Annotated in this window: 24 protein-coding genes; 18 read left to right on the top strand and 6 right to left on the bottom strand. The window is 69.7% G+C overall.

Going from position 1 to position 25,971, the window contains the following annotated elements:
* Nucleotides 1-163: 163 nt before the first annotated feature.
* Both ACFWRO_RS23990 and ACFWRO_RS23995 read right to left on the bottom strand, forming a co-directional pair.
* The gene (locus ACFWRO_RS23990; protein ID WP_384513105.1) at nt 164-469 is read right to left on the bottom strand and encodes a hypothetical protein; all 306 of its coding nucleotides are present in this window, start codon (nt 467-469) and stop codon (nt 164-166) included.
* Between the two features lie 56 nt (nt 470-525).
* Entirely contained in the window at nt 526-2,298 is a 1,773-nt protein-coding gene (locus ACFWRO_RS23995; protein ID WP_384513106.1) for a DUF262 domain-containing protein, read from the bottom strand.
* A gap of 273 nt (nt 2,299-2,571) precedes the next feature.
* On the opposite strand from ACFWRO_RS23995, the gene ACFWRO_RS24000 reads away from it, so the two are divergent.
* Nucleotides 2,572-3,324: a hypothetical protein gene (locus ACFWRO_RS24000; RefSeq protein WP_384513107.1), complete on the top strand. Its 753-nt coding sequence runs from the start codon at nt 2,572-2,574 to the stop codon at nt 3,322-3,324.
* A 61-nt stretch (nt 3,325-3,385) separates the two neighbouring features.
* Here ACFWRO_RS24000 and ACFWRO_RS24005 read toward each other — a convergent pair whose 3' ends face one another.
* The gene (locus ACFWRO_RS24005; protein WP_384513108.1) at nt 3,386-6,523 is read right to left on the bottom strand and encodes a DUF3427 domain-containing protein; all 3,138 of its coding nucleotides are present in this window, start codon (nt 6,521-6,523) and stop codon (nt 3,386-3,388) included.
* A 130-nt stretch (nt 6,524-6,653) separates the two neighbouring features.
* The gene (locus ACFWRO_RS24010; protein WP_384513109.1) at nt 6,654-7,658 is read right to left on the bottom strand and encodes an SEC-C metal-binding domain-containing protein; all 1,005 of its coding nucleotides are present in this window, start codon (nt 7,656-7,658) and stop codon (nt 6,654-6,656) included.
* A 63-nt stretch (nt 7,659-7,721) separates the two neighbouring features.
* Between ACFWRO_RS24010 and ACFWRO_RS24015 the strand changes: the two genes are divergently transcribed.
* From ACFWRO_RS24015 to ACFWRO_RS24030, 4 genes are all read left to right on the top strand, one after another.
* Nucleotides 7,722-8,519 (top strand): class E sortase, encoded by a 798-nt coding sequence (locus ACFWRO_RS24015; protein WP_384513110.1) that lies wholly within the window; start codon nt 7,722-7,724, stop codon nt 8,517-8,519.
* 58 nt (nt 8,520-8,577) lie between these two features.
* Nucleotides 8,578-8,868 carry a DUF6412 domain-containing protein gene (locus ACFWRO_RS24020; RefSeq protein ID WP_384513111.1) on the top strand — a complete coding sequence of 97 codons (291 nt, stop codon included), beginning with the start codon at nt 8,578-8,580 and terminating at the stop codon, nt 8,866-8,868.
* Nucleotides 8,869-8,971: 103 nt separating this feature from the next.
* Nucleotides 8,972-9,694 (top strand): YidC/Oxa1 family membrane protein insertase, encoded by a 723-nt coding sequence (locus tag ACFWRO_RS24025; protein WP_384513112.1) that lies wholly within the window; start codon nt 8,972-8,974, stop codon nt 9,692-9,694.
* A 136-nt stretch (nt 9,695-9,830) separates the two neighbouring features.
* Nucleotides 9,831-10,688, top strand: a complete 858-nt coding sequence (locus ACFWRO_RS24030; RefSeq protein ID WP_384513113.1) for a fumarylacetoacetate hydrolase family protein — start codon at nt 9,831-9,833, stop codon at nt 10,686-10,688.
* 61 nt (nt 10,689-10,749) lie between these two features.
* Here ACFWRO_RS24030 and ACFWRO_RS24035 read toward each other — a convergent pair whose 3' ends face one another.
* Entirely contained in the window at nt 10,750-11,232 is a 483-nt protein-coding gene (locus ACFWRO_RS24035; protein WP_384513114.1) for a heme-degrading domain-containing protein, read from the bottom strand.
* Nucleotides 11,229-12,305, bottom strand: coding sequence for a Gfo/Idh/MocA family oxidoreductase (locus ACFWRO_RS24040; protein ID WP_384513115.1), 1,077 nt, complete (start codon nt 12,303-12,305; stop codon nt 11,229-11,231). The genes ACFWRO_RS24035 and ACFWRO_RS24040 overlap by 4 nt, the downstream gene beginning before the upstream one ends.
* A gap of 55 nt (nt 12,306-12,360) precedes the next feature.
* Here ACFWRO_RS24040 and ACFWRO_RS24045 point away from each other — a divergent pair, with 55 nt between their 5' ends.
* The 13 genes from ACFWRO_RS24045 to ACFWRO_RS24105 all read left to right on the top strand — a co-directional run bounded on the left by ACFWRO_RS24045 (nt 12,361) and on the right by ACFWRO_RS24105 (nt 25,849).
* Complete coding sequence (locus ACFWRO_RS24045; protein WP_384513116.1) at nt 12,361-13,725, top strand: ROK family protein; 1,365 nt, start codon at nt 12,361-12,363, stop codon at nt 13,723-13,725.
* A 124-nt stretch (nt 13,726-13,849) separates the two neighbouring features.
* Entirely contained in the window at nt 13,850-14,797 is a 948-nt protein-coding gene (locus ACFWRO_RS24050; protein WP_384513117.1) for a hypothetical protein, read from the top strand.
* A 69-nt stretch (nt 14,798-14,866) separates the two neighbouring features.
* A complete protein-coding gene (locus ACFWRO_RS24055) occupies nt 14,867-15,631 on the top strand; it encodes a GntR family transcriptional regulator (RefSeq protein ID WP_384513118.1) in 765 nt (254 codons plus the stop codon).
* Nucleotides 15,632-15,788: 157 nt separating this feature from the next.
* Nucleotides 15,789-16,925 carry a TIGR03364 family FAD-dependent oxidoreductase gene (locus ACFWRO_RS24060; protein ID WP_384513119.1) on the top strand — a complete coding sequence of 379 codons (1,137 nt, stop codon included), beginning with the start codon at nt 15,789-15,791 and terminating at the stop codon, nt 16,923-16,925.
* 5 nt (nt 16,926-16,930) lie between these two features.
* Nucleotides 16,931-17,623 carry a phosphonatase-like hydrolase gene (locus ACFWRO_RS24065; RefSeq protein ID WP_384513120.1) on the top strand — a complete coding sequence of 231 codons (693 nt, stop codon included), beginning with the start codon at nt 16,931-16,933 and terminating at the stop codon, nt 17,621-17,623.
* A 65-nt stretch (nt 17,624-17,688) separates the two neighbouring features.
* The gene (locus ACFWRO_RS24070) at nt 17,689-18,750 is read left to right on the top strand and encodes an ABC transporter ATP-binding protein (RefSeq protein ID WP_384513121.1); all 1,062 of its coding nucleotides are present in this window, start codon (nt 17,689-17,691) and stop codon (nt 18,748-18,750) included.
* Nucleotides 18,751-18,862: 112 nt separating this feature from the next.
* Nucleotides 18,863-19,660 carry a 2-aminoethylphosphonate ABC transporter permease subunit gene (locus tag ACFWRO_RS24075; RefSeq protein WP_384513122.1) on the top strand — a complete coding sequence of 266 codons (798 nt, stop codon included), beginning with the start codon at nt 18,863-18,865 and terminating at the stop codon, nt 19,658-19,660.
* On the top strand, nt 19,647-20,444 hold the full coding sequence (locus ACFWRO_RS24080; protein ID WP_362011698.1) for an ABC transporter permease subunit: 798 nt from the start codon (nt 19,647-19,649) through the stop codon (nt 20,442-20,444). Before ACFWRO_RS24075 ends, ACFWRO_RS24080 begins: the two co-directional genes overlap by 14 nt.
* Before the next feature lie 66 nt (nt 20,445-20,510).
* Nucleotides 20,511-21,578, top strand: coding sequence for a 2-aminoethylphosphonate ABC transporter substrate-binding protein (locus tag ACFWRO_RS24085; RefSeq protein ID WP_384513123.1), 1,068 nt, complete (start codon nt 20,511-20,513; stop codon nt 21,576-21,578).
* Nucleotides 21,579-21,756: 178 nt separating this feature from the next.
* Entirely contained in the window at nt 21,757-23,325 is a 1,569-nt protein-coding gene (locus ACFWRO_RS24090) for an alkaline phosphatase family protein (protein ID WP_384513124.1), read from the top strand.
* Nucleotides 23,326-23,569: 244 nt separating this feature from the next.
* Nucleotides 23,570-24,349: an HAD-IIA family hydrolase gene (locus ACFWRO_RS24095; protein WP_384513125.1), complete on the top strand. Its 780-nt coding sequence runs from the start codon at nt 23,570-23,572 to the stop codon at nt 24,347-24,349.
* A gap of 95 nt (nt 24,350-24,444) precedes the next feature.
* Nucleotides 24,445-25,068 carry a hypothetical protein gene (locus tag ACFWRO_RS24100; protein ID WP_384513126.1) on the top strand — a complete coding sequence of 208 codons (624 nt, stop codon included), beginning with the start codon at nt 24,445-24,447 and terminating at the stop codon, nt 25,066-25,068.
* A 142-nt stretch (nt 25,069-25,210) separates the two neighbouring features.
* Nucleotides 25,211-25,849 (top strand): class F sortase, encoded by a 639-nt coding sequence (locus ACFWRO_RS24105; RefSeq protein ID WP_384513127.1) that lies wholly within the window; start codon nt 25,211-25,213, stop codon nt 25,847-25,849.
* The last annotated feature ends 122 nt before the right edge of the window (nt 25,850-25,971 follow it).

Here is a 25,971-nt window from a genome sequence, read left to right on the forward strand (position 1 = left end):
GGGGGGGGGGGGGGGGGGGCCCCCCCGGCCACACCCCCCCCCCCGGGGCCCCGCCCCGTCGCCGGGGCGGGGGGGGGGGGGGGGGGGGGGGGGGGGGCGGCCCCCCCCCCCCGCCACCCATGGGGAGGGGCACCGTTCAATACGGACGGGACCTCCGCCCCGTTCAGCCCTTGGCGCTCCGGGTAACGACCCACGAGGTTCCGGCCATCGCCCCGGCCACCCTGAACACAGCGGGCCAGGCCCCCACCGTCTTGGCAAGCGGATGCGACCCGGCGAACGCGGCAACATACGCCGCGGCAAGCCCAGCGGCAGCCTTCCCACCCGCGACCTGCTGCCACTCCCGCACGGAAACCGCCCCGGCAGCCGCAAGCACGACCCCACCGAGCGGCCGCTTCTTGCTCCACCGAGCAACGGCGTAACCACCGACGAGCCCGGCGGCGGCTATGGCGGGGGCGGGGATGCGGGGCATGGCGGGGCCTTCCTGGAGGAGTGGGTCTGACATCGAGCGTAATGCCCGCCTACTAGCTAGGAAGGGAGGTGGTTCGCGTCTCGCAGGCCGATCGGCCACACGTCGATGGCGAGCTTCGCAAGGTCGGCCTGCCGCTCCTGGATGCCCCGGGTGCGCCAGCCGTCGCCATCAGCATCCCAGAGGCGACTGACTCCGGTTCCCTGAGTGATGAGGAAGGATGACGAGCCGTACGCGTCGGCCTTCTCGGGGTATGCCTTGTTGGAGGCTATGCGGTTCTTCCTCCCGTGGAGCAGGGTCTGGTTTCCGATCCTATTCACCCATGCTGCATGGTCGTTGAGGCGGTATTCCGCCTCGGGCGACTGCGGATAGATGTGCTCCACGTGAACGGTGTTCGTACCGGCCACCATGACGTCGTCCACCCCGTCGCGCTGTCGGAGGAACTGCTCGATTGCGGTGAGCAGGTAGCGTGCCTGCGTGCTCCTCGGGATCTGAGTCTTCTCGAAGTCGGATTGGAACGCCGTGTCGTCCGGCGTCCAGCTGACGATCTGCTCGAATGCGCTCGACAGGGAGATTCCGGAGCTCACCTGCTTGGCCAGGTCAAACAGCTTTTCTTCAAGCAGAGTTGACTCGCGCCGGCCGACAACTGTCCAGCGCACGTAGTAGCTGATGAGCGCCTGAGCGATCTTCGCAACCTCGCTGTACTCGGACTTTGTCGATACAGCAAGGAGGAGGGGATACGCGGCATCGGCCCCAAGGGTCTTGACCTCGTCCAGAAGACTGTCGAGTGTCTCAAGTCCTGTCCCGGACGTGATCAACTCGATGTACTTTCCGGACGCGTTCTGAAGTTCCGCGGCAAAGGTCCGCACCTCGTACCGTGGAAGCTCTGTATCGAAGCGCTGGGTCAGTTCTTTCCTGATGGTGGTGTACAGGCTGTGTGACCGCACATCGCCGTGGCCGGCGACCCAGAAATGACGCAAGAACTTCTCGATGTCCTCTCGACGCTCGAAGCCATCGAGGAGCGAACGCCAAGCGGTGTTGACACGGCTCTTTTCGTCATCGTTGCGACTCTTCTCCATGAGGAAGTTTCGAACGAGATCGACTGTGGACAGGTCTTTTCCTCGGGAGTTAATAGTTTCGAATACCTCATTGGCGTCGCTTGAGGTCGGTGTCTGCACCTCAACGAAAACGAGCCCCTTCACCAGGCAATCCCTGAGCTCCTCAAGCCAGTCGATTCGCTCGTCATCGGAAGGTTTGGAGGTTAGAGATGCGGATATGTGTCCTTCGAATATCGAGTATGCGTCCTGGATGAGCTTGTGGGAGGGGCGCGACGGTATCTCCGTCTGGGAAATTTTCCCGGTGGTCTCATTCCAGTCCTGGACGAAGTCCTTGAAGAAATCCCGATCGAAGAGTGAGAGGGTCAGGAAGTATTGGGGTTGAGAATGTCGACCATCCTTGCGGGCAATGTAATCTCGCTGGATGTTGTTCGCCATGACCCGCGCCTCTGTTGAAGCCATGGTTCCAAGTGTGTCCCTGATGGCGGCAATCAGGATGGTCGAGGTGGTGAGCCGCTGCTGGCCGTCCAGGAGGGATCGGCTGGTTATTTTGTCGTCAGTTATGGTGACGATAGGGCCGATAAAATACTCTGAGGACGCCTTGGTCCCCGTTCGGCGTGCGCGCATGAACTTCTGAATATCGGCCCAGTAAGTGTCGACCTCACGCTTCCCCCAAGCGTATTGGCGCTGACTATCATCCGGCACTTCGACCGGAGGGTTGTTGGCCCCTATGAGTTGCCCAAGGGTCTGGCGGGCGGCGTGCTTGATGATGGCCATGGCTATCCTCCCCGAGTTTCGCACGAGAATAGCGCCCCACGCGCGCCGTTGCGCGATTGTGCCGGATTCTGGGTTGGTAGGCCGATCGGTTCAGTCGGAATGGTCGTTAATCATCGATCTGTCCGGTATGTGCCGATGGGTTGCCCTCGGGTGCGCTGAGCGTCCGTCAAGGTTCGTAAGGTCGGTCTGATAACTTATTCGCTTACTGGCGTGGTGCTCAAATCGCAAGGTGGGGGGATGGGGAATACAGCTTCCGTTACAAGTCCGCACGGCTTGTACGAGATTCTGTCGCGGGTGTGGGGTTCCGGCGCCCAGAATTTTCGCGATGGATGGGTTGCAGTACTCGAAGCCGAGTGGGGTTCCGGCGAGTTTGCCCGACGGCATGCCGAGGTCGGTGCATTGCTCTCGGAGACGATTCGGCAGATCCATGCTCTGCCTGAGGCGCAGAGAGTCAGATATTCGCGCTACTTCCCCCAGTGGTGGACTGCTGTGATGCAGCCGGATCTGAGTTGGTCCGATAGAGGGCGCCCAGCAAGCGTGTTGGTGGGGCAAGAGACGCTCGATCACCTGGCGTCGGCAGCAGACCTGCTGGAGACCGCGATGCGCGGCACGAGTGCTGCACCGAGCGGGTCCAACTTGGAGGAGCTCGCGGAGAGTTGTCGCTCATGGCTCGAGATTCTTGCTGACACCTCAGACTCTGAGCTTCCTGCCGCTCTCAAGAACGAGATTGCTGCTCAGATCACGCACCTTCTCTGGCTCATCGAGCACGCTGAGCTCTTCGGGGTGGCAAGAGTCTCGCGCGAAACCAATCAGGTACTGGGTTCCCTTACCCAAGCGTCGACGATGCTGGCGGGCGTGGACGCTCAAGCCGGTGGCAGATGGAAGAGGGCGTTCCTGGGTCTCGTGACTGCGTCAGTTGTGTTCACGGCAGGCGCAACGCAGGTGCAGACTGCGATCGAAGCCGGCACCGGAGTGGTCAAGGAGATCACTCAAGTCGTCGACGGCATCACCAACTCCGCAGAGTGAGTGGAAGCCCGCCAGTATCACGGCTTTCGGTCCCACCGTGACGTGGCGGGTCGATTCCAAATCAGCCTGCGGCTATTGCCGAGTAGGTCAGGACGTCGGCGGGCAGCTCGTGTCGGAGCTTCCATGTGATGCCCATGGGCTTGCTGCCCTTGTGTTCGACGTAGTCGGCGGGCCCCAGGAGCATCCAGGGGTGGGGTCCGCCTATGTCTGTCTTCTTGTAGCGGCGGACGAAGAGGAGGACGTGGGAGTCGTTCTCCTTGTGGGTCTGGTAGCGGATGCCTGTGGGGGACGTGTCCGACGTCTGGTTCTGGGACTCCCAGTGGAAGAGGTTGTCGTTCAGCGCGTAGTCCCGGTAGCGGGTCTGTGGGGAGAAGTCCTTCTCGTCCTTCTCCAGCGTGATCAGCAGCGAGTCCGTCTGGATGCCCTCGCACCACTTCACTCCCTCGCGGAAGTGCCCCGGCATGAAGCCGCCGATGAACGACTGGCCCAGAGCGGGGAGGATTTCTTCCCGGCTGTACGAGGCGTGGACCGTCAGTGGGAGGTCGGCGAGGGGGCCGAGGAGCGGGATGGGGACGTGGTCGGTGCGGTCAAGGACGTGCGCAAGCACCTGGCGCACTTCGTCGCGGAATGCGTCCTGGGGGCGCAGGGAGTCCAGTGCGTCCTGGTAGCTGGTGAATCCACCCAGAGGCCACAGCGAGAAGTAGAGCATGCGGGCGTAGGCGCGCTCGATCTCGTTGAGTTCGCTGTAGGGAGGGGCGTCGTCGGCAAGGAGCTTGGCGTAGGCCTCGACCCGTCGAGGGTCGTCGACATGAAGGAGCGCGGAGACTCGCTTGAGGAGCGCTTCCTCGCCTTCTGGGCCGGCGCTGGGGAGCAAGCCCGAGCGGCGCAGTAGGCCAGTCCATGAGTTGCCGTTGCCGCGGTAGATCTCCTTGAGCTCGCGTCCACTCTCCCCCAGATAGTCCGACAGCCGGGACTCTCCGTACCGGCTCACTTCACGAGCGAGTTGCGTGACGTTGATGCTGAGCTGGCTGCGGATGTTGTCGATGATCAAGTCCTTGGCCTTGGGCTCAAGGACGATCTGGCAACCAGACGGAAGCTGGGGGAAGTCATGCTCGATGTTTGCGAGCAGGCGGTTGCGCGTCAGGTTGGTCAGGGCGCGGAACTGCTCCTCGAAGCGGAACTCCTTACGGTGCTGGCCGATGAAGTCGAGAACGGTGAGAACCGCCTTGCCTTCGCTGCGGCGAAGCCCACGGCCGAGCTGCTGCAAGAAGACCGTGGCGCTTGATGTCGGGCGCAGCAGAAGGAGTGTGTCGACGTCCGGGATGTCCAAGCCCTCGTTGAAGAGGTCGACGGAGAAGATCACTTGAATCTCCCCCGAGCTGAGCGCGGCGAGCGCATCCCTGCGCTCGTCTCGCGGCGACTCCCCAGAGAGCGCCACGGCCTTGAGGCCAGCGCGGCAGAAGAAGTCCGCCATGAAGTGGGCATGGGCGACTGAGACGCAGAAGCCGAGGGCACGCATGGACCCTGGGTCCGTGACCTTGTCCATCACTGCCTGGACGACGAGTCGGGCACGTGCGTCGTTGCCGGTGAACAGGTTGCTCAGGGCTGAGGCGTCGTACGCCCCGCGCTTCCAAGTGATGGCACTCATGTCGGTGTTGTCTGTGACACCGAAGTAGTGGAACGGGCTCAGCAGGTCGTTCTCCAGCGCTTCCCACAGACGCATCTCCGCCGCGATGCGGCCGTCGAAGAACTCGTCCTGGACGTTGCGGCCGTCCATCCGCTCCGGCGTGGCCGTGAGGCCGAGGAGCTCGCGGGGCGTGAAATGGTCGATGATCTTCCGATAGGTAGGGGAGACCCCGTGGTGGAACTCGTCGATGACGATGACGTCGAAGTGGTCAGGTGCGAACCGTTCGAGAGCGCCAGCGTTGAGCGACTGAACACTCGCGAAGACGTGCTTCCACTGCTCCGGGACGATGCTGCTGTGCATCTCTTCACCGAAGTTGGCATCCACCAGGACGTCTTGGTACGTCCGTAGTGACTGGCGGAGGATCTCCTGGCGGTGGGCGACAAAGAGAAGCCTGAGGTCGCTCCCGTACTTCGCCCTCAGATGCTTGTAGTCGAGCGCGGCCATGACGGTCTTGCCGGTGCCCGTGGCTGCAACGAGCAGATTGCGGTGGCGGCCATGTACTTCGCGTTCGACTTCGAGGCGTTCCAACATGTCCCGCTGGTGGGGATACGGCCGCACTTCAAGTCCCGAGAGGGTGATGTGGCGTCCTGCGGTGCTGTTGGGGCCGCGGCCGGCGATCTGGAGGGCTTCGTCGAGGCGGCTCGAGTCGTGGTCGGGGTCGTACGGCTCGAATGCGGAATCGCTCCAGTAGGAGTCGAACGTGGCTTCAAACTTGCGCAGCACATCTGGGGTGGCGATGGATGACAGGCGGACGTTCCACTCCAGGCCGTCGAGGAGCGCAGCTTTGGACAGATTGGAGCTGCCCACGTACGCCGTGTCGTAGCCGCTGTTTCGTCGGAAGAGCCATGCCTTTGCATGGAGTCGAGTGGAGCGCAACTCGTAGTTGACCTTCACCTGTGCGTTGAACCGCTGGACGAGACGGTCCAGCGCTCTGCGCTCAGTGGCACCGATGTAGGTCGTCGTGATGACGCGGATCGGAACGCCTCTTGCGTGGGCCGCTTCGAGTGACTGCTCGATGACTCGCAGACCGTGCCACTTTACGAACGCGCAGAGGAGGTCTACCCGGTCGGCCGTGGCGAGCTCGGCTCGGAGCTCAAAGCCCAGGCTCGGGTCGTCCGGGGAGTTGGTGATGAGCGCGGTCTCGGAGAGTGGAGTCGCAGGCCTGATCTTGTAGACGCCCTTGGCCTCTTGCTCGGCGATGGCGAGTAGCTGGCGGGGGCCGTCGGACACGAGGTCGACCCACTCGCGAGCGCCCTCGATGCTGTTCATCGATTCGAGGATGTGGTTGGCCGCGTGAACGCGCTCAGCTGCGGGCAGACGCTCCAGGATGCGCCGCGTCGTGTCCGCGACGTGCCGCGCGATGACATGGGGCGCGGACTCGGCTCCAATGACGTCGTCGATCGCATGCCAGCCCTGATCTGTCAGACCCTTGAGCTGTTGCTCGAGACGCAGCGTGATGAGTTGCTCGTAGAGCCCCGAGATCGGCTCGTTGGTATCGATCGGACCAGCCACTGTTGTCCCCTCCCCGTTCAGACCTCAGTGATATCAGGCGTCACAGAGAAGCCGTTCGCAGAGCTGGCATGACGAGTCAAGATCAGGCCATGGCCCTACGTGCTGCTTCCGCGAGGAGGTCGACCGGCGGTCACTCCGCCGCGTGGCACTCCCCGTAAGTCCGCCCCGACCCGCACCAGCAAGACGCCCCCCGGGCCGGAGGCCACGGGGTTGCGCGGCCTCGGGCCGCGAGGGTGGTGGTGTATTGGGGGAGGAGGTCTGCGTTTGCGGGGGAGGAGGATTCTGAGGCGGCGAAGGCTTCGTAGGAGGGGACCGTGGCTGGGACGATGCCCAGGTTGGGGGTGCCGGCTGCGGCCAGTTCGCGGAGGGAGGCTTCGATGTCCGTGAGGTGGGCGCGGTAGGTGGGGTACTCGGATTCCAGTTCCGGGTACGAGGTCAGGAGCTCGTCCAGTTCCGCCTCCGGCCAGTGGAGGACCGCCACCGGGAACGGGCGGGAGAGGGCCGTGCGGTAGGAGCCCAGTTCGCTGCGGAGACGGGTGATCTCCGCCTGGAGTTCCGCCGGGTCCGACGAGCCCAGCGACCACAAGCGCTTCGGGTCGTGGAGCTCGTCCAACGGGACCGCCGCCGTGTGCAGGGTGTCCGCCAGGGTGTCCCAGTCGTCGTGCGGGAGCGCCAGCATCCGGCGGATCCTGTGGCGGGTCACCAGGAGGGATTGGGTGGGGTGGGGGAGGTCCGGGCCTGATACATCCCGCGTCAGGAGGGTTGCCGCCTGCGTCGCCGTTTCCTCCGCCAGTGCCAGCTCGTCGTGGGCCTCCAGCGTCTCCGCCATGATCTCCCACGCCCCGGCGTCCGAGGGCATCGCCGTACGCAGGCCCTCGATGATCGCCCTCGCCTCCGCCTCGTGGCCGTACTCCCACAGGTTCGCCGCCTTCAGCGACCTGATCAGGTGCGGGTTCGACGGTGACGACGACAGGAGTTCGTCGTACAGCGTCGTCGCCCTCGTGCGGTCGCCCGCCAGTTCCAGGTGGGCCGCCGCCTGGAGAAGCAGGGCTTCCTGGTCCTCGGGGTACCGTCCGGCGGTGCGCAGCAGGCGCTCGGCTTCGGTGGCGTGGTCGGCAGGCATGTCGGGGCGCATGCCGACCACCGTACTGCTGTACGGCCCTGGAGAGTTGGCGCCCCAGCACCTATCGTGCCCCGCGTGCGGGCCAGGGTGCGGGACAGAGTGCCGGTCGTCGTCCAGACGCGCGGGGTGCGGAGCACACCCGCCCGCCTGCTGTGGGCCGCCGCCGAAGCCGTCGTCACCTGCGGCGTCGTCATCCTTCTGCTCGTCGTCCACCAGCTCTGGTGGACCAACCAGCAGGCCCGCGCCCAGGCCGGCGAGCAGGTTCGCGTCCTTGAGCGGGAGTTTGAGCGGGAGTTTGAGGGAGGGGTTGAGCCGGGGGTGATAGGGGGTGGGGGGTCTCCTTCGCCTTCGTCTTCGCCCTCAGCCTTGCCTTCCTCTGTTGGCTCCGGTTCCGGGGCCTCCTCGCCCCCTCCAGGCATCGACCTCGCGCCTCCCTCCACCCCCGCCTACGCCATCCTTCGCATTCCCCGCATCGGCCTCACCGCCCCCATCGCCCGCGGCGTCTCCAAGCGCTCCGTCCTCGATCGCGGGTACGTCGGGCACTACCCGAACACCGCCGCCCCCGGCCAGACCGGCAACTTCGCCCTCGCCGGGCACCGCAACACCCACGGCGAGCCCTTCCGCTACATCAACCGGCTCAGGAAGGGGGACCGTATTCAGGTGCAGACCCGGGGCGCCTCGTACGAGTACGTCGTCGATCGCGTCCTCGCCCAGACCTCGCCCCGCGACACCGGCGTCATCCAGCCCGTCCCCCGCTCCCTCGTCAAGCCCTCCTACGGCTACTCCGAGGCCGGCGCCTACCTCACCCTCACCACCTGCACCCCCGAATTCAGCTCCGCCTACCGTCTCGTCGTGTGGGCCAAGCGGGTCTAGCCGCATTACGTGTATAACGGTCTGTACGACCTGAGTACTGGCTGAGGAAGGAGCTGTGATGGGGAGTCTTCTGCTGCGCATCGCCGCTCCCGTTTTCTTCCTCCTCGCTCTCGGTGAGCTCTTCCTCGCCGACGGCTCCAGCCTCTCCGCCGCCGTCGCCCTCGCCGCGACCAGCGTCGTCTGCGCCCTCATCGGCGCCCACGCTCCCGCGCCCGTGCCCCCTACGCGGGTACGCACCGCCCTGCGCGACCGCGAGCAACGCACCGCCTTCCTGCCCCAACGCGACCCCGACGCCTCCGGGCGCCGTCGGCCCCGGGCACCCGGACGTCTCCTTCCGGCGGCCGCGTAGGCATCAGTCGTACTGCGTCAGCGGTACCTCCTCTTCATCCTGCGCGGACTCGTCATGCCGATCTCTTCTCTCATCCGGCACGACTGGCCCCCGGAGGGTCCCCATGTCCGTTTTCGCCACCCTGGTCGAGCGTCTCGCCGACCTGCTCCAACCGCTCTTCGCCACCACCGCGACCGCCGCCGCCATCGTCCTGTTCACCATGGTCGTCCGGCTCGCCATCCACCCCCTCTCCCGCGCCGCCGCCCGCGGCCAGAAGGCCCGCGTCCGGCTCGCCCCGCAACTCGCCGAGCTGCGCGCCAAGCACTCCAAGAACCCCGAGCGGCTCAAGAAGGCCGTCATGGAGCTGCACGCCAAGGAGAAGGTCTCGCCCTTCGCCGGCTGCCTGCCGAGCCTCCTCCAGGCGCCCGCGTTCCTCCTCATGTACCACCTGTTCGCCGGCGACCGCATGGCCGGGCACAGCCTCTTCGCCGCCCCGCTCGGTGATCACTACGCCGACGCCCTCGCCGCCGGTGGCGTGTTCGGTCCCGCCGGGCTCGTCTATCTCGTGCTCTTCGCGATCGTCGCCGCAGTCGCCACGTTCAACTTCCGGCGTACGAAGCGGCAGCTCGCCACCCAGCCGCTGAACACCGGCCTTCCGGACACGCCCGGCGCCGACACCATCAACAAGCTCATGCCGCTGCTCTCCTTCGCCACCCTCATCACCGTCGCCGTCGTTCCGCTCGCCGCCGCCCTCTACGTCGTCACCAGCACCACCTGGACCGTCTTCGAGCGGGCCCTCCTCTACCGCGACCAGCCCGCCGTGGGTGTCCTTGCTACTCGCGCGTAAGGGTCCAGTCCGTGAACGGGGTCTTGCAGAGTGGTCCGAACTCTTGGAGGATCGACCAACCTCCGATGGCCGCAACCCATCGGCCGGGTGTCACGAGGGCCGCACTTCGGGCCCGACCCGACCAAGGGAGAAGACCATGAAGCTGCTGCGAGTCGGTCCGGTGGGTGCCGAGCGGCCCGCCCTGCTCGACGAGGACGGCACGCTGCGCGATCTGTCCGCGCTGGTCGGTGATGTCGACGGCGGTCTCCTTGCCGACGGGGCCGCCCTCGACCGGATCCGGGCCGCCCTCGCCGCCGGCGTGCTGCCCGCGCTCGACGCGACCGGTCTGCGGATCGGTCCGCCGGTCGGCCGGATCGGCAAGGTCGTGTGCATCGGGCTGAACTACCACGGCCACGCCGCCGAGACCGGTGCCGCGACCCCGGCCGAGCCCGTCGTCTTCCTCAAGGCCCCCGACACCGTCGTCGGCCCGGACGACACCGTGCTCGTACCGCGCCGCAGCACCAAGACGGACTGGGAGGTCGAGCTCGCCATCGTCATCGGCCGCACGGCCCGCTACCTGGAGACCGACGAGCAGGCCCTCGCCCACGTCGCCGGCTACGCGATCGCGCACGACGTCTCCGAGCGCGAGTTCCAGATCGAGCGCGGCGGCACCTGGGACAAGGGCAAGAACTGCGAGACCTTCAACCCGCTCGGCCCGTGGCTCGTCACCGCCGACGAGGTACCGGACCCGCAGGCCCTCGGCCTCCGGCTCTGGGTCAACGGCGAGCTGAAGCAGGACGGCCACACCTCCGACCAGATCTTCCCGGTCGCGGAGGCCGTCCGGTACGTGAGCCAGTTCATGACCCTGTACCCCGGCGACATCATCAACACCGGCACCCCGGCCGGCGTCGCCATGGGGCAGCCCGAGCCCAAGCCGTACCTGCGTGCCGGTGACGTCGTGGAGCTGGAGATCGACGGGCTCGGGCGTCAGCGGCAGGAGCTCAAGGACGCCTGAGGCCCGATGCGCCGATGAGCATGGCCCCGCTGGGGGGCATGCTCATCGGCCTCAAGTGGTCTCAGGCGTCTACCGCGTACGAAGTCAGCAAGCGCTCCAGCGCCTCCACCACCATCGCGTGGTCCTCCGACTGTGGCAGCCCCGACACCGTGACCGAGCCGATCACCCCCGCGCCCTGGACCGCGAGCGGGAACGAACCGCCGTGCGCGGCGTACCGGTCGGGGTCCAGGCGCGAGGACGCCTCGAACGTCGTCCCCTTGGCGCGGAAGCGGGCCCCGACCAGGAACGAGCTCTCGCCGTACCGCTCCACCACCCGGCGCTTGCGGTCGATCCAGGCGTCGTTGTCCGCGCTCGAACCCGGCAGCGCGCAGTGGAAGAGCTGCTGCGCGCCGCGCCGGATGTCGATCGCCACCGGCGCGCCGCGCTCGCTCGCCAGCTCGACGAGGAGGGAGCCCAGCGCCCACGCGTCCTCGTACGTGAAGCGGGGGAGGACCAGGTTCCGTTCCTGGGCCTCCAGGACCGGGATCTCGTTCGCCGAGCTCACAGCGTCACCGTGATTCCCTCGTGGGCCGAGCGGCGAGCCGCCTCGAGTACGTCCAGGGCCGCCGCGGCCTCGTGGGCCGTGACCGGGTTCGTACCGCTGCCCCGGACCGCGGCGGCGACGGCCGCGTAGTACGCCGGGTAGTCGCCCGGCACCGACTCCACCGGCAGGCCGCCGCCGGTCAGCGGGGACTCGCCGGCGCCGAGGCGGCCGCACAGCGACTCCGGCTCCACGCCCCACGCCACGCCGGGCCCGGGGAGCAGGCCCTCGCGCAGGTCGCCCTCCTGGGGGTCGAGCCCGTACTTCACGTACCCGGCACTGGACCCCAGGACGCGGAAGCGCGGGCCCAGCTGAGCCGTCGTGGCGCTCACGTACAGGTGGGAGCGGACGCCGTTCGCGTGCGTGATCGCGATGAACGTGTCGTCGTCCGCCTCGGCGCCGGGGCGGCGCACGTCGGACTCCGCGTACACCCGGACGGCCGGGCCGAACAGCACCAGCGCCTGGTCGACGACGTGGCTGCCGAGGTCGTACAGCAGACCGCCGATCTCCTCCGGGGCCCCGGACTCGCGCCAGCCGCCCTTGAGCTGCGGTCGCCAGCGCTCGAACCGGGACTCGAAGCGCTGGACCTCGCCCAGCGCGCCCTCCGCGAGCAGGCCGCGCAGAGTCAGGAAGTCGCTGTCCCAGCGGCGGTTCTGGAAGACCGAGAGGAGCAGGCCCCGCTCCTCCGCGAGCGCGGCGAGCCCGCGCGCCTCGGCGGCCGTACCGGCCACCGGCTTGTCCACGACCACCGGGAGGCCGGCCGTGAGCGCGGCGGTGGCGATCGGCACGTGCGTCTTGTTGGGGGAGGCGACGACGATCAGATCGAGGTCGTCCGCCCGCGCCCACAGCTCCTCGGGGGCGTCCGCGATCCGTACGCCGGGGTACGCGGCCCGGGCCTGCGCCTGGCGCTCGGGGTTGCCGGTCGTGACCGTGTCGAGGACGAGGCCCTCGGTGGCGGTGATCAGCGGGGCGTGGAAGACGGAGCCCGCCAGGCCGTAGCCGACGAGTCCTACGCGGAGGGGGGCGGTGTCGGTCATGCTTCCACTTAAGCAACGCTGTTGCCAAAGTGCAAGCGCGAGCGACAATGGGGTGGTGAACGTGGTGAACGTGGTGAACAGGGAAGTCAGGCGCGCGCTGTCGGACGCCGGAGTCAATCTGCCCGGCCTGCGCAGCCACAACGCGGCCCTCGTCCTCGACCTGCTGCGAACGGCGGGCGAGGCCGGGATCAGCCGCCTCGAACTGGCCGAACGGACCGGGCTCACCCCGCAGGCCGTCAGCAAGATCACGGCGCGGCTGCGTGGGGAAGGGCTGGTCCGGGAGGCGGGTCACCGCGCATCGACGGGCGGCAAGCCCCGTACGGTCCTGCGCCTCGTCCCCTCCGCCGCGTACGCGGTCGGCGTCCACCTGGACCGCGACGAGCTGACGTCCGTCCTGGTGGACCTGGCGGGGGTACGGGTCGCGGTACGGCGGACCCCCCTGGACCTGGGCGCGGGGGCGGAGGCCGTCTTCGAGGTGGTGGCGCGGGAGGTCGGGGCGGTGGTGGGTGCGGCGCCGAGTGGGGTCGGGGTCGTGGTGGGTGCGGCGCCGGGTGGGCCGGGTGCGCCAGGGGAGGTTGGGGCCGTGGTGAGTGCGGCGCCGAGTGGGGTCGGGGCCGTGGCGCGTGCGCCGGATGCGCCGGGTACGCCCGGGGAGGTTGGCGCCCTGGCGAGTGCGGCGTCGGGTGACGTCGGGGCCGTCGCGGGCGTTCCGCCGGGTGACGTCGGGGCGGCCGTGGGCGGTGCCCATGGCCCTGGCTCGGACCACTCCGGCGCCGGGCCCGCCGTTCTCGGGGTCGGGGTCGCCATGCCCGGGCCGCTCGACCATCTCTCTGGTACGCCCGGGCGCGTCACCGGGTTTCCCGAGTGGGAGGGCGTTCCGCTCCGGGAGGAGCTCGCGCGGTGGCTCGGGCTGCCCGTCGCCCTCGACAAGGACACCAACGCCGCCGCCCTCGGCCTCGCCCTGCGCTCCACCGCCCCCACCGCCGACTCGTTCGCGTACCTCCACCTCGGTACGGGGCTCGGCTCCGGGCTCGTCCTCGGCGGCGCCCTCCACCGGGGGGTCAGGACCGGGGCGGGGGAGTTCGGGCACCAGACCGTCCTGCTCGACGGGCCGCCCTGCGGCTGCGGCGGGCGCGGCTGCCTCGAGGTCCTCTGCCTGGCGGCCGTCGCGCGCGGTGACGTGCCCGAGGCGGCGCGCGTCCTCGGTACGGGTGCCGTGAATCTCGTACGGCTCCTCGACATCGACCGGGTCGTGCTCGGGGGCCGGGTCGTGGCCGGTGACCCCGAGGCGTTCGTGGGCGGCGTCGGCGCGGTCCTCGCCGGGGCGGGCCTGGGTACGCCGGTCTCCGGTGCCACGTCTCCGTACGCCGTCGCGGAGGGCGCGGCGCAGCTGATCCTCGCTCCGATCTTCGGAAAATAGGCTGATCGGGCGGAACGTGCGGCCCGTCCGGGCGCGCGCCCCGCGTCGCTGCCCGGACCCGCCCCGCCCGTGTGGCAGCGTCGCGGCCGTCCCGTACGCCCGCGAGCAGCAAAGGCACCCGCCCATGCGACTGCGCAACGCCCTCGCCCTCGGTGTCACGGCGGCGACGACCGGAACCTCCGTCCTCGCGCTCGCCGTCGGCCCCTCCTCGGCGGAACCCGGGCCGAACCGGGCCGCCCTGGCCCCCACCTGCGGCAAGGCGACGGACCGCGACTTCCCGATCGACACCCGCATCCACGGCGGGCCCGGCACGTACGTCCCCGGTGCCGGCTTCCGTACCTTCGAGGTCGACCTCACCAACACCACCACGGAGCCCTGCCACGGCATCCACCCGGTGCTTGCCCTCGCCGACCGCGACCGGGTCCTCCAACCCGCGCAGATCCGCCTCGACTTCTACGACTCCGAGGCCCGGCGCTGGCGCCCGGTGACGTTCGAGGGGACCGAGGAGGACGAGAACGTGGGGGTCTTCGCGGATTCGCCGAGCGCCGCAGCCGCCAGCCCTGCAGCCACCGGCCCCGCAGCCACCTCCCCCTCGGCCACCGGCCCCTCCGCCGCGGGCCTCCCCGACTCCTCCGCCCTCCCTCCCTTCGCCGGCTTCTCCGTCCCCGCCGGCCGCACCCTCACCGTCGGCGTCCGGCTCGCCTTCCGTGACGGCACCGCGCCCAACGAGGTCGTGGCCAACGCGGCGATCGTGCAGCGCCGGGGCGACGACGGCGACTGGGTCGGCGAGTCCGGCGACTACCGTCTGACCATCGCCGCCGAGGGGACGGAGGAGGACACGGAGTCCGACCCCGCCGAGGCCACCCCGCCGCGCGGCGACACCGGCCTCCCGAGCCCGTCCGTCCCCGCCCCCGACCCCGCGCGGCCCGAACTCGCCCAGACCGCCGACGAGTCGACCGGCCTCCTGCTCCCCGCCTCCGGTGCGCTGCTGCTCACGGGCGTGGCCCTGCTCGTCTCGGCCCGACGAGGACGGCACGCACGACGAGGACGCCACGGACAGCGACGGACCTGACTCCGTACCGCCCCGCCGCGCCACCCTCCGTACACCCTCCCGTTCATTCCCATCTGCGAGCATCCCCCAGTGGACTACCCGAACGACCAGGCACCTGGCGCACCCATCCGCTCCGGCATCCCCGAGCACGGCCGCATCCCCAAGTACTACGCGGTGAAGGCGAAAGTCGCCTTGCTGATAGACGAGTTGGGCGAAGGCGGGCTCCTGCCCACCGAGCGGGACCTCGCCGTCCGTTACGAGGTCTCCCGGGAGACCGTCCGGCAGGCCCTGCGCGAGCTGCTCCTCGAAGGGCGGCTGCGCCGCCAGGGGCGCGGGACCGTGGTCGCCGGGCCGAAGCTGGAGCAGCCGCTCTCGCTCGCCAGCTACACCGAAGGCGTTCGACGGCAGGGGCGCACCCCCGGCCGTACCCTCATCACGCTCGACCGCTTCCCCTGCCCCGACGCCCTCGCGCCCGAGATCGGGGTCCAACGGGGCGAGCCCGTCTGGCACATGGAGCGCGTGCTGCTCGCCGACGACGAGCGGGTCGGCCTGGAGAGCACGTACGTGTCCGTGGCCCGCGCGCCGCGCCTGGACAGCGAGTTCGACCCGGACTCCTCCTTCTACCGCTACCTCCGCGAGCAGCTCGGCATCACCTTCGGCGACGCCGACGAGCGGATCGAGACCGTGCTCGCCACGCCCCGCGAGGCCCTGCTCATCGGCACCCCGCCCGCCCTGCCGATGCTGCTCATCCACCGGATCTCCCGGGACACCTCCGGCAGCCCGCTGGAGCGCGTCCGCACCCTCTACCGGGGCGATCGCTTCAGCTTCACCGCGCACCTCGGCCATCAGGGCTGACTGGGCTGACTCGCTGAACCAGGCCTCGACGAGAGCCCCCGAGGACCCCGTCAGATCACAGAAAGATAACGGGTCTAGGCCAACCTTGTCGCCCCGTTCACCGTCCCGTTGCCATCCGGATCGTTCCGGGTCACCAACCCCCAGGACCGTGAACGGCATGAAGGTGATCGTCGTAGGAGCCGGCGTGGTGGGAACCATGCACGCCTGGCACGCAGTGGAACGCGGCCACGAGGTCGTACACATCGAGCGCGAGGCCGAGGCGCGCGGGGCCTCGCTCCGCAACTTCGGCCAGATATGGGTGAGCGGCCGCGCGGGCGGAGAGGAGCTGGACACCGCGCTGCGCGCCCGCGAACTCTGGGAGGGCATCGGCGCCCGCGTCCCCGGGCTCGGCTTCCGGGCCATCGGCTCGCTCACCCCCGTGCGCAACGACCTCGAACTGGCCGTCGCCGAGGCCGCCCTGGCCCGGCCCGACGCGGCGGCGCGCGGCTACAAGCTGCTTAACCCCGACGAGGCGCGCCAGGTCAACCCCGCCCTGCGCGGTGACTTCAAGGCCGCGCTGTTCTGCGAGCGCGACGCGGCCGTCGAGCCGCGCACCGCCCAACTCGCCCTCCGCAAGGCCCTGCTGGCCTCCGGGAAGTACACCTTCCTGCCGAACCGCGAGGTCCGGGACGTCTCCGGCGCCGAGGGCATGCGCAACGCCGCCGTCCGCGACGACCGCGGCGAGGTCCACACCGGCGACGCCGTCGTCCTCGCCACCGGCGCCGCGCTCAGCGGCCTGGTCCGCGAGATCGCCGGCGACATCCCGGTCCGCAAGGTCCGCCTGCAGATGATGCAGACCGACCCGCTCGGCGAGCCGCTGACCACCTCCGTCGCCGACGCCGACTCCTTCCGCTACTACCCGGCGTACAAGTCCGAGGCCCTGGACGCCCTGAACTCGGGCCAGGCCCAGGACCCGACCGCCGCCGCGCACAAGATGCAGCTCCTGATGGTGCAGCGGCTCGACGGCGGACTGACCATCGGCGACACGCACGAGTACGAGCACCCCTTCGCCTTCGACACCCTCGAAGACCCCTACGAGCACCTTGTCCGCGTCGTCGAGTCCTTCCTCGGCCGCCCGCTGCCGAAGATCCGGCGACGCTGGGCGGGCGTGTACGCGCAGTGCACCGACACCACGCGGGTCGTGCACCGCCAGAAGGTCCGCGAGGGCGTGTGGCTGGTGACCGGACCCGGCGGACGCGGCATGACCTGCTCGCCCGCCATCGCCGAAACGACCGCTGACGAACTGGGCTGGTGAACACCATGACCGACATCCACAAGCACAACCTCGTCGTCCTCGACATGGCCGGTACCACCGTCGCCGACGGCGGTCTCGTCGAGCGGGCGTTCAGCGCCGCCGCCGAGCGCCTCGGCGAGGACCCGGCCACGATGATCGACTACGTACGCGCCACGATGGGCGAGTCCAAGATCTCCGTCTTCCGCCACCTCTTCGGCGGCGACGAGACCCGCGCCCAGCAGGCCAACGTCGCCTTCGAGGAGGCGTACGGAGAGCTCGTCGCCGGTGGCCTGATCGCGCCGATCCCCGGAGCCGCCGAGGCGATCGACGAGCTGAAGGGCCAGGGCCGGACCGTCGTCCTGACCACCGGGTTCGCCCGGGTCACCCAGGACGCCATCCTGGACGCCCTCGGCTGGCGGGACCTGGTCGAACTGACCCTCTGCCCGGCGGACGCGGGCGGCCGGGGCCGCCCCTACCCGGACATGGTCCTCGGCGCCTTCCTCCGTACCGGAGCCGTCGACGACGTCCGGCACATCGCGGTCGCGGGCGACACCTCGTACGACATGCTCAGCGGTGTCCGCTCGGGCGCCGGGATCGTCGCGGGCGTCCTGACGGGCGCGCACGACGAGGCCGCGCTCAAGGAGCACGGCGCCACGCACGTCCTCGGGTCGGTCGCGGACCTGCCGGCGGCGATAGCCCGGGCGGAGGCGGACCGGTGACGGCGCCAGGCCCAGCCACGACGGCTCCCGGCCAAGCGACGACCGCGCCCCTGAAGCCGGCCGCCGTGACCGGCGCCCGCAGCGGCATCCGGTTCGACTCCGTCTCCGTCGCGTACGGGAACCACACCGTCCTCGACTCCCTCGACCTGACCGTCGAGCCGGGCGAGGTCATGGCCCTCCTCGGGCCCTCCGGCTCGGGCAAGACCACCGCCCTGCGCGCCGTCGCCGGGTTCGTGCAGCCGGTCTCCGGGCGGGTGTTCATCGGCGACCGCGACGTCACCGCCCTTCCGCCGCACAAGCGGGGGATCGGGATGGTCGTCCAGCAGTACGCCCTCTTCCCGCACATGCGGGTCGAGGACAACGTGGCCTTCGGCCTGAAGGCGCAGAAGGCGCCGAAGGGCGAGATCCCCGGCCGGGTCGCCGAGGCCCTGGAGATGACCGGGATGGCCGCCTACGCGAAGCGCTACCCGCGCGAGCTGTCCGGCGGCCAGCAGCAGCGCGTCGCGATCGCCCGCGCGCTCGCCATCCGCCCCAACGTCCTGCTCCTCGACGAGCCGCTCTCCGCGCTCGACGCGCAGTTGCGCTCCGGGATGCTCGCCGAACTGGCGCGCCTCCACCGCGAGTTGCCGGACGTCTCCATCCTGTACGTCACCCACGACCAGGTCGAGGCGCTGACCCTCGCGGACCGGATCGCGGTCATGGACAAGGCCCGGCTGCAGGACTGCGGCACGCCGCAGGACCTGTACCGCCGTCCTCGTACGGAGTTCACCGCGTCCTTCGTCGGCAACGCGAACCTGCTGCCGGTGACGGTGGGGGTGGGCGGGGTCGCCTTCGGCGGCGCCGAGCTGAAGGTCCCCACGGACGGCGTGGCCCCCGGGGCCGCCGCCACCCTCTGCGTACGGCCGCACCTGATCGGCCTCGGCGAGGGGCCGAACGCGCTGCGGGGGCGGATCGCGGAGGTGCAGTGGCGGGGGTCCACGCATCGGCTGTACGTCGACGTGGCGGGGCAGCGGGTGAAGGCGGACGTGCGTGAACTGCGGGAGACGCCGGCGCTCGGTGACGAGGTCACGCTGCACTTCGCGCCGGAGGACGGGGTGCTGCTGGGGGCCGGGGTGTCCGATGGGTGACCCGTCCGCACCGGTCATGACGGCCGAGCGGCGTCGTGGCGGGGCACCTGGGGCGGAGGCGCCCGCAAAGGCGCCGTCCGTTGTGCCCACCCGTTCCGCCCCTGCGGAACGTATGCCCACAACGGTCTTGTGGGCCCTGCCCCCCGTCGCCGTTCTCGCGCTCGTCTTTCTCTACCCGCTCGCCCTCGTCGTCCAGGAGTCCCTCGCCCCCGGTGCGTACGCCGATGTCTTCGGGTCCTCGGCGTTCCGGGAGGCGCTCGGTACCACCGTGTGGCTGGCCGTCGGGGCGACCGTCGGGTGTCTGGTCCTCGGGTTCGTGCTCGCGCTGATCATCGCGTTCGTACCGTTCCCCGGCGGGAAGGCGGTGTCGAAGTTCATCGACGTCTTCCTCTCCTTCCCGTCCTTCCTGATCACCCTCGCCCTGCTCTTCCTCTACGGCACCGTCGGCATCGGCAACGGCCTGTGGACGGACCTCACGGGCGCCGAGACCGGGCCCTTCCAGTTCCTGACCACGCCCTGGGGCGTCCTCCTCGCCGAGATCACGTACTTCACGCCCTTCGTGATGCGCCCCCTGCTCGCCGCGTTCTCGCAGATGGAGACCGCGCAGCTGGAGGTCGCCTCCTCCCTCGGGGCGAAGCCGCTCCGGATCATCCGGCAGGTCATCCTGCCCGAGGCGCTGCCCGCGCTCGCCGCCGGCGGCAGCCTCGTCCTGGTCATGTGCCTCAACGAGTTCGGGATCGTGCTCTTCACCGGCGCCAAGGGCGTCACGACCCTCCCGATGCTCGTCTACGGCAAGGCCATCCTCGAATCCGACTACGCCGCCGCCTGTGTCGTCGCCGTCGTCAACGTCGCGATCTCCGTGGGCCTCTACGGCCTCTACCGGGTGGTGAGCCGCCGTGTTGGTGCATAGCCGTACGGGCAAGTGGACGACCTGGGCCCTCTTCGCGGTCCTCTTCGTGCCGCTCTTCGCCCTCCCGCTCCTGGTGATCCTCGCCGCGTCGTTCTCGACCAACTGGTCCGGGGCCTTCCCCTCCGGGCCGACCGCCGAGCACTACACGGCCGCCGTGCGCGGCGAGTCGCTGCAGGCGCTGACCACCAGCCTGGTCACGGCCGTCACCGCGAGCCTGCTCGCGCTGACCATCGGCACCTGGGCGGCCCTGGTCGCCAACTCCCTGCGGAAGAACGGCCGTCGGTTCCTCGACGCGCTGTTCATGCTGCCGGTCGCCGTGCCCTCGGTCGTCGTCGGGCTCGCCGTCCTGGTCGCCTTCTCGCAGCCGCCGGTGCTGCTGAACGGCACGCGCTGGATCGTGATCCTCGCGCACACCATTCTTGTCACGGCGTTTGCCTATCAGTCGGTTTCGGCGGCCATCCTCCGTCTCGACCCGATGTACGAGCAGGCGGCGGCGAGCCTCGGTGCCCGTCCCGCGTACGTCCTGCTCCGGGTGAAGCTGCCGCTCCTGCTGCCGTCCCTGAACGCGGCGGCCGGGCTCTGCTTCGCCCTGTCCATGGGCGAGTTGAGCGCCACGATGATGCTCTACCCGCCGGACTGGCTGCCGCTCCCGGTGCTGATCTTCACCGCCACCGACCGTGGCTCCCTCTTCACCGGTTCGGCGCTCGCCGTGGTGCTCATGGCCACGACCCTGATCGTCCTGCTCGCCGTCTCCCGCATCCGCACCAAGGCGTCCTACCGCTAGGCGCCTGCCGCTAAGCACTTACCGCTGAGCGTCCTACCGCTAAGTCACCCAGGAGAGAACGACGTTATGCGTACCTCGTCCCAGCTCGTCAAGCCGATCGCCGCCGTCACCGGCAGCCTCGCCCTCGCCGCCACCCTCACCGCCTGCGGCGGTTCCTCCGCCGCCTCCGACGAGAAGGTCGTCACCGTCTACAGCGCGGACGGTCTCAAGGGGGAGAAGGGCGACGGCTGGTACGACAAGGTCTTCGCCGACTTCGAGAAGGAGACCGGCATCAAGGTCAAGTACGTCGAAGGCGGCTCCGGCGAGATGGTGCAGCGCGCCGTCCGCGAGAAGAACAACACGCAGGCCGACGTCATCGTGACCCTGCCGCCCTTCATCCAGCAGGCCGACTCCAAGGGGCTGCTCCAGGCGTACACCCCGAAGGGCTCCGAGCAGGTCGACGGCGCGAACAAGGCCGCCGACGGCAAGTGGACCTCGGTCGTCAACAACTACTTCGGCTTCATCTACAACAAGCAGCAGCTCAGCGAGGCCCCCAAGACCTGGGAAGAGCTCCTCGACGGCAAGTTCAAGAACAAGCTGCAGTACTCCACCCCCGGTGTCGCGGGTGACGGCACGGCCGTCGTCATCAAGGCGATGCACGACTTCGGCGGCCAGGAGCCGGCGATGGAGTACCTGAAGAAGCTCCAGGCCAACAACGTCGGCCCGTCCTCCTCCACCTCCAAGCTCGCCCCCAAGGTCGACAAGGGCGAGATCCTCGTCGCCAACGGCGACGTCCAGATGAACTTCGCGCAGTCCAAGTCCATGCCGAACCTGGGCATCTGGTTCCCGGCCAAGGAGGGCGGCAAGCCCACCACGTTCGCCCTGCCGTACGCCGCCGGCCTGGTGAACAAGGCCCCGCACACCGAGAACGGCAAGAAGCTGCTCGACTTCATGCTCGCCGAGCAGGCCCAGCGCGAGGTCAGCGCGGTCGGCGGCGGCTTCCCGGCCCGCAAGGACGTCAAGGCGACCGATGCCAACGCCATCGAGCTGGCGAAGCTGATCGAGGGCGTCGAGCTCTTCGAGCCGGACTGGGCCGACATCGACAAGAACCTGACGGCGTACGTCGACGCGTGGAAGACGGCCACCGGTAGCTGACGCAGGTAGCTGCCAGCGGTAGCTGACACCGGCAGCTCACCGCGGGCTTCCAAGAGTTCACTTCACCACCCCTGGAACACCTCCGTTCATCGCGGAAAGATAACGGGTACGGACCAACGCCCCTGAGGAATCAGGGGCGTTGGCGCGTCCTCGCCCCCTTTCCTACGGAGGATCCGACATGCCGATCACCGGCATATCCACCGGCCCGTCCACCGGCCCGTCCCGCCGCAGCGTCCTCGCCGCGGCCGGTGCCACCGCCGCCGTCGTCGCCGCGGGCACCGCCCTCGCGCCCGCCGCCCACGCCGCCACCACCGCCGCCCCCACGCTCCCGAACGGCACCAGCAAGGACAAGGTGCTCGTCGTCGGCATGGACGGGCTGCGGTACGACCGGATCGACGCCGCCAACGCGCCGACCCTGAAGTCCCTGATCGCGAACGGCACGTACGGCCTGTCGCTGCTCTACGCCAACCCGATGGCCGCCACCTCCTCCGGCCCCGGCTGGTCGACGATCTCCACCGGTGTCTGGCCCGACAAGCACGGCGTGAAGGACAACACCTTCACCGGCAAGAACTACGGCCAGTACCCCGGATTCCTGGCCCGCCTCAACCAGGTCCGCCCGAACCTCTCGCTCTTCGCGGCCGTCGACTGGCCCGAGCTCGACACCCACGGCACGGTCACCCCCGGCGCCGACGCCAAGCTCGTCTACAACAACAACTACGCGGTCAACGACAAGGTCATCACCGACGCCACCGAGGACATCCTCCGGAACCAGAACCCGGACGTCCTCTTCGTCTACTTCGGCGAGACCGACGAGATGGGCCACTCCTACGGCGCCGCAAGCCAGAAGTACCTCGACGCCATCGCCGTCCAGGACGGCTACCTCGGCCGCCTCCTCGCCGCGATCAAGGCCCGCCCCTCCTACGCCACCGAGCGCTGGACGGTCATGGTCACCACCGACCACGGCCACACCGACGGCGGCGGCCACGGCGGCTCCGCGATCGAGGAGCGCCGTACGTTCGTCCTCGCGCAGGGCCCCGGCATCGCCGCCGGCGCCCGCCCCATCGACACCCGGCTCGTGGACGTCGCCGCGACCGTCTTCCACCAGCTCGGCATCGTCCCCGACCCCGCGTGGGGCCTGGACGGCAAGCCGATCCAGCAGCGCTCCACCGACCCCTTCGACGCGCTGCACTCCACCCTCACCGGGCGGGTCGACGAGACCGGCATCCCGGCCGGCGTCCTCGGCTTCACCCACACCGCGCCCAGCGGCTGGTCCGTCATCAACAACGCCATGGGCACGGGCGGCATGACCGAGTGGCGCGGCTGGGCCTTCGCCACCGACGAGTTCTGGTCCCGCACCCAGCGCGACCAGTCCCGCGAGCTGAACGTCCGCGCCCGGGGCGTCTTCGCCGTCGCCGACTCCGACGAGTGGGCCGACAAGTCCTTCTCCGGTACGTACGACTCGACGCTGGTCTCCCCGGCGTACAGCGTCTCCGGCAAGACGCGGGCGACCCTCGACTTCACCACCTTCTACCGCCAGGAGGGCAGCCAGACCGCCCAGGTCCAGGCGGTCTTCAACGGCGGCACGCCGACCGTCGTCAAGAGCTACACCTCCGACGTGATCTCCCAGCCCCAGTCCCTCACCGTGAACGTCCCCACGGGCGCGTCCACCGTGAGCTTCCGCTTCCGCTACACCGGCTCCAACAACTGGTACTGGGTGATCGACGGGGTCAAGGTCACGACCTCTTGATCCAGGCCCTCCCCACCCGCACCGGCTGGGCTCGCGGGCCCTGGCACGCACATCTGCCGCGTTGTCGTCGGTCGCCATGGCTCCGCCATGACTCCCTCCTCCGCCTTGCAGCTGCACGCACCAGAACCCGCTCCCTGACCCAGCCTGCGCGGGCGGGCAGGGCCTAGGCTGGGGGCGTCGCCACAGCGCTGTCGCGGCGTCCCCAGCACACCGCACGATTTCTGTACGGCAGGAGTCCCCGCACATGGCAGAGCGCAAGCCGATCGAATCCTGGCTCACCGACATGGACGGCGTCCTCATCCATGAGGGCGTTCCGATCCCTGGCGCCGACGCGTTCATCAAGAAGCTGCGGGAAACCGAGAAGCCCTTCCTGGTGCTCACCAACAACTCCATCTACACCGCCCGCGACCTGCACGCCCGCCTCGCGCGCATGGGCCTCCAGGTGCCGGTGGAGAACATCTGGACCTCGGCGCTCGCGACCGCCAAGTTCCTCGACGACCAGCGCCCCGGCGGCACCGCCTACGTCATCGGCGAGGCCGGCCTGACCACCGCGCTGCACGACATCGGCTACGTCCTCACCGACCACGACCCCGACTACGTGGTCCTCGGCGAGACCCGGACGTACTCCTTCGAGGCCATGACCAAGGCCGTCCGGCTCATCAACGCCGGCGCCCGCTTCATCTGCACCAACCCCGACGAGACCGGCCCCTCCCTGGAGGGCCCGCTGCCGGCCACCGGCTCCGTCGCCGCGCTCATCACGAAGGCCACCGGCAAGGACCCGTACTTCGCGGGCAAGCCGAACCCGCTGATGATGCGCACCGGCCTGAACGCGATCGGCGCCCACTCCGAGACCAGCGCCATGATCGGCGACCGGATGGACACCGACATCCTGGCCGGCCTCGAAGCGGGGATGCAGACCTTCCTCGTACTCACCGGACTGACGACCCAGGCGGAGATCGACCGCTTCCCCTACCGCCCCTCCAAGATCGTCGACTCGATCGCCGACCTCGTGGACCGGATCTAGCCCCGCGCGGGGGACAGCGGTCGAACACCCGACCGGACCCCTGCGGATGCGGGAGCGGGCGAACCGGGTGACCCTGCCAGTACCAGGAGGTCACGATGCGTTCAGGTCCCATTGCTCTGCGTGCCGCAGGGGCGGCCGTCATTCTCGTACTGGCACCCACGGCCGGTACCGCCTTCGCCGGGGGCGACGTCAAGGTCACCGTCACCCCGTCCACCGCCCGCCCCGGTGCGGACGTCGACGTCCGCGTGCAGGGCTGCAAGGGCACGAGCGGCGCCGCCAGGTCCAAGGCCTTCGCCGCCGACGCCGAGCTCACCGGGCGTGACGGCGGCGACCACCCCCTCTTCGGCGACACGAGGATCAAGTCGGGCATCGAGCGCGGCACCTACAAGGTCAGCGTGACCTGCGACGGCCGGGAGCACCGTGACGTCGGCGTGGTCCACGTCGAGAAGCACAAGCCCGAGCCCACGCACGACCCCACCCACCACCAGCCGACGCACCAGCCGACGCACCACCCCAGCCCGTACGCCCCGGTCCGGGCCGGTGGCGGCGGCGCGGCCCTGGCGGCGGTCCCGGCGGCACCCGTGGCACCGGGTGTCGCCCAGACCACCAGCGAGAACGGCCTCGGCACGCCGTACACCCTGGTCGGCCTGGGCCTGGCCGCGGTCGCGGCGGTGGCCGTCGCCTTCCGCAGCGCACGCCGCCGCCGGGCGGGCGACTGAGGTGACCGCCGGATCCGGGAACGGGTCCGACCCTGGTGCGGAGGGCGGGTCCGCTCCCGGTACGGAGGGCGGGTCCGACCCCGGTACGGGTACTGGTACTGGTACCGGCACCGGGAGCGGTACCGGGTCCGGCCACGGGCGGATGGTGACCGGCGCGGCCTGGGCGGTCCTGGTCCTGGGGCTCTGGCTCGGGGGCCGGGAGATCGCCGAGGGGCCCGGAGGCGCCTCGGCCCCCGCCACCGGCGACATCGCGGCCGTCGGCCGCCCCCTCGGCGCACCCCTGCCCCCGGCGCACCGGCCCCTGGCGCCCGCCGAGCCGCGCCGGGTCGAGATCCCCTCGCTCGGGATCGCCGCACCGGTCGTCGGGCGCGGCCTGGACGCGTCGGGCGCGGTCGACCCGCCGCCGTTCGAGATGCCCCATTCGGTCGGCTGGTTCCGCACCGGCACGCAGCCGGGCGCCGAGGGCGCGGCCCTCTTCGTCGGTCACGTCGACACCGAGACCCGGCCCGCCGTCTTCTACGGCCTCAGCGCCGCCCGCCCCGGCGCCACGGTGCGGGTGACCCGTACGGACGGATCGGTCGCCGAATTCACCATCGACGACGTCCGGGTCTACCCACGGGACCGCTTCGACGCGCGGAAGGTGTACGGGCAGCACAAGCCCGACCGGGCCGAGCTGCGCCTGATCACCTGCGGCGGCACCTTCGACCGCGTGACCGGTACGTACACGGCGAACGTGGTCGTCTCCGCGTATCTGACGGGCGTGCGTACGGGGACGGCGTAAGGCCTCCTCGCTGACCACGGCTGACCACCGTGCCCGGGCGGGGGGGGGGGGGGGCCCGCGGCCCCCCCGCCCGGCGGGCCGCCCCCCCCCCGGGCCGGGGGGGGGGGGGGGGCGGCGGCCGC

This window comes from Streptomyces sp. NPDC058579 (genome assembly GCF_042718575.1).
Lineage (GTDB): Bacteria > Actinomycetota > Actinomycetes > Streptomycetales > Streptomycetaceae > Streptomyces.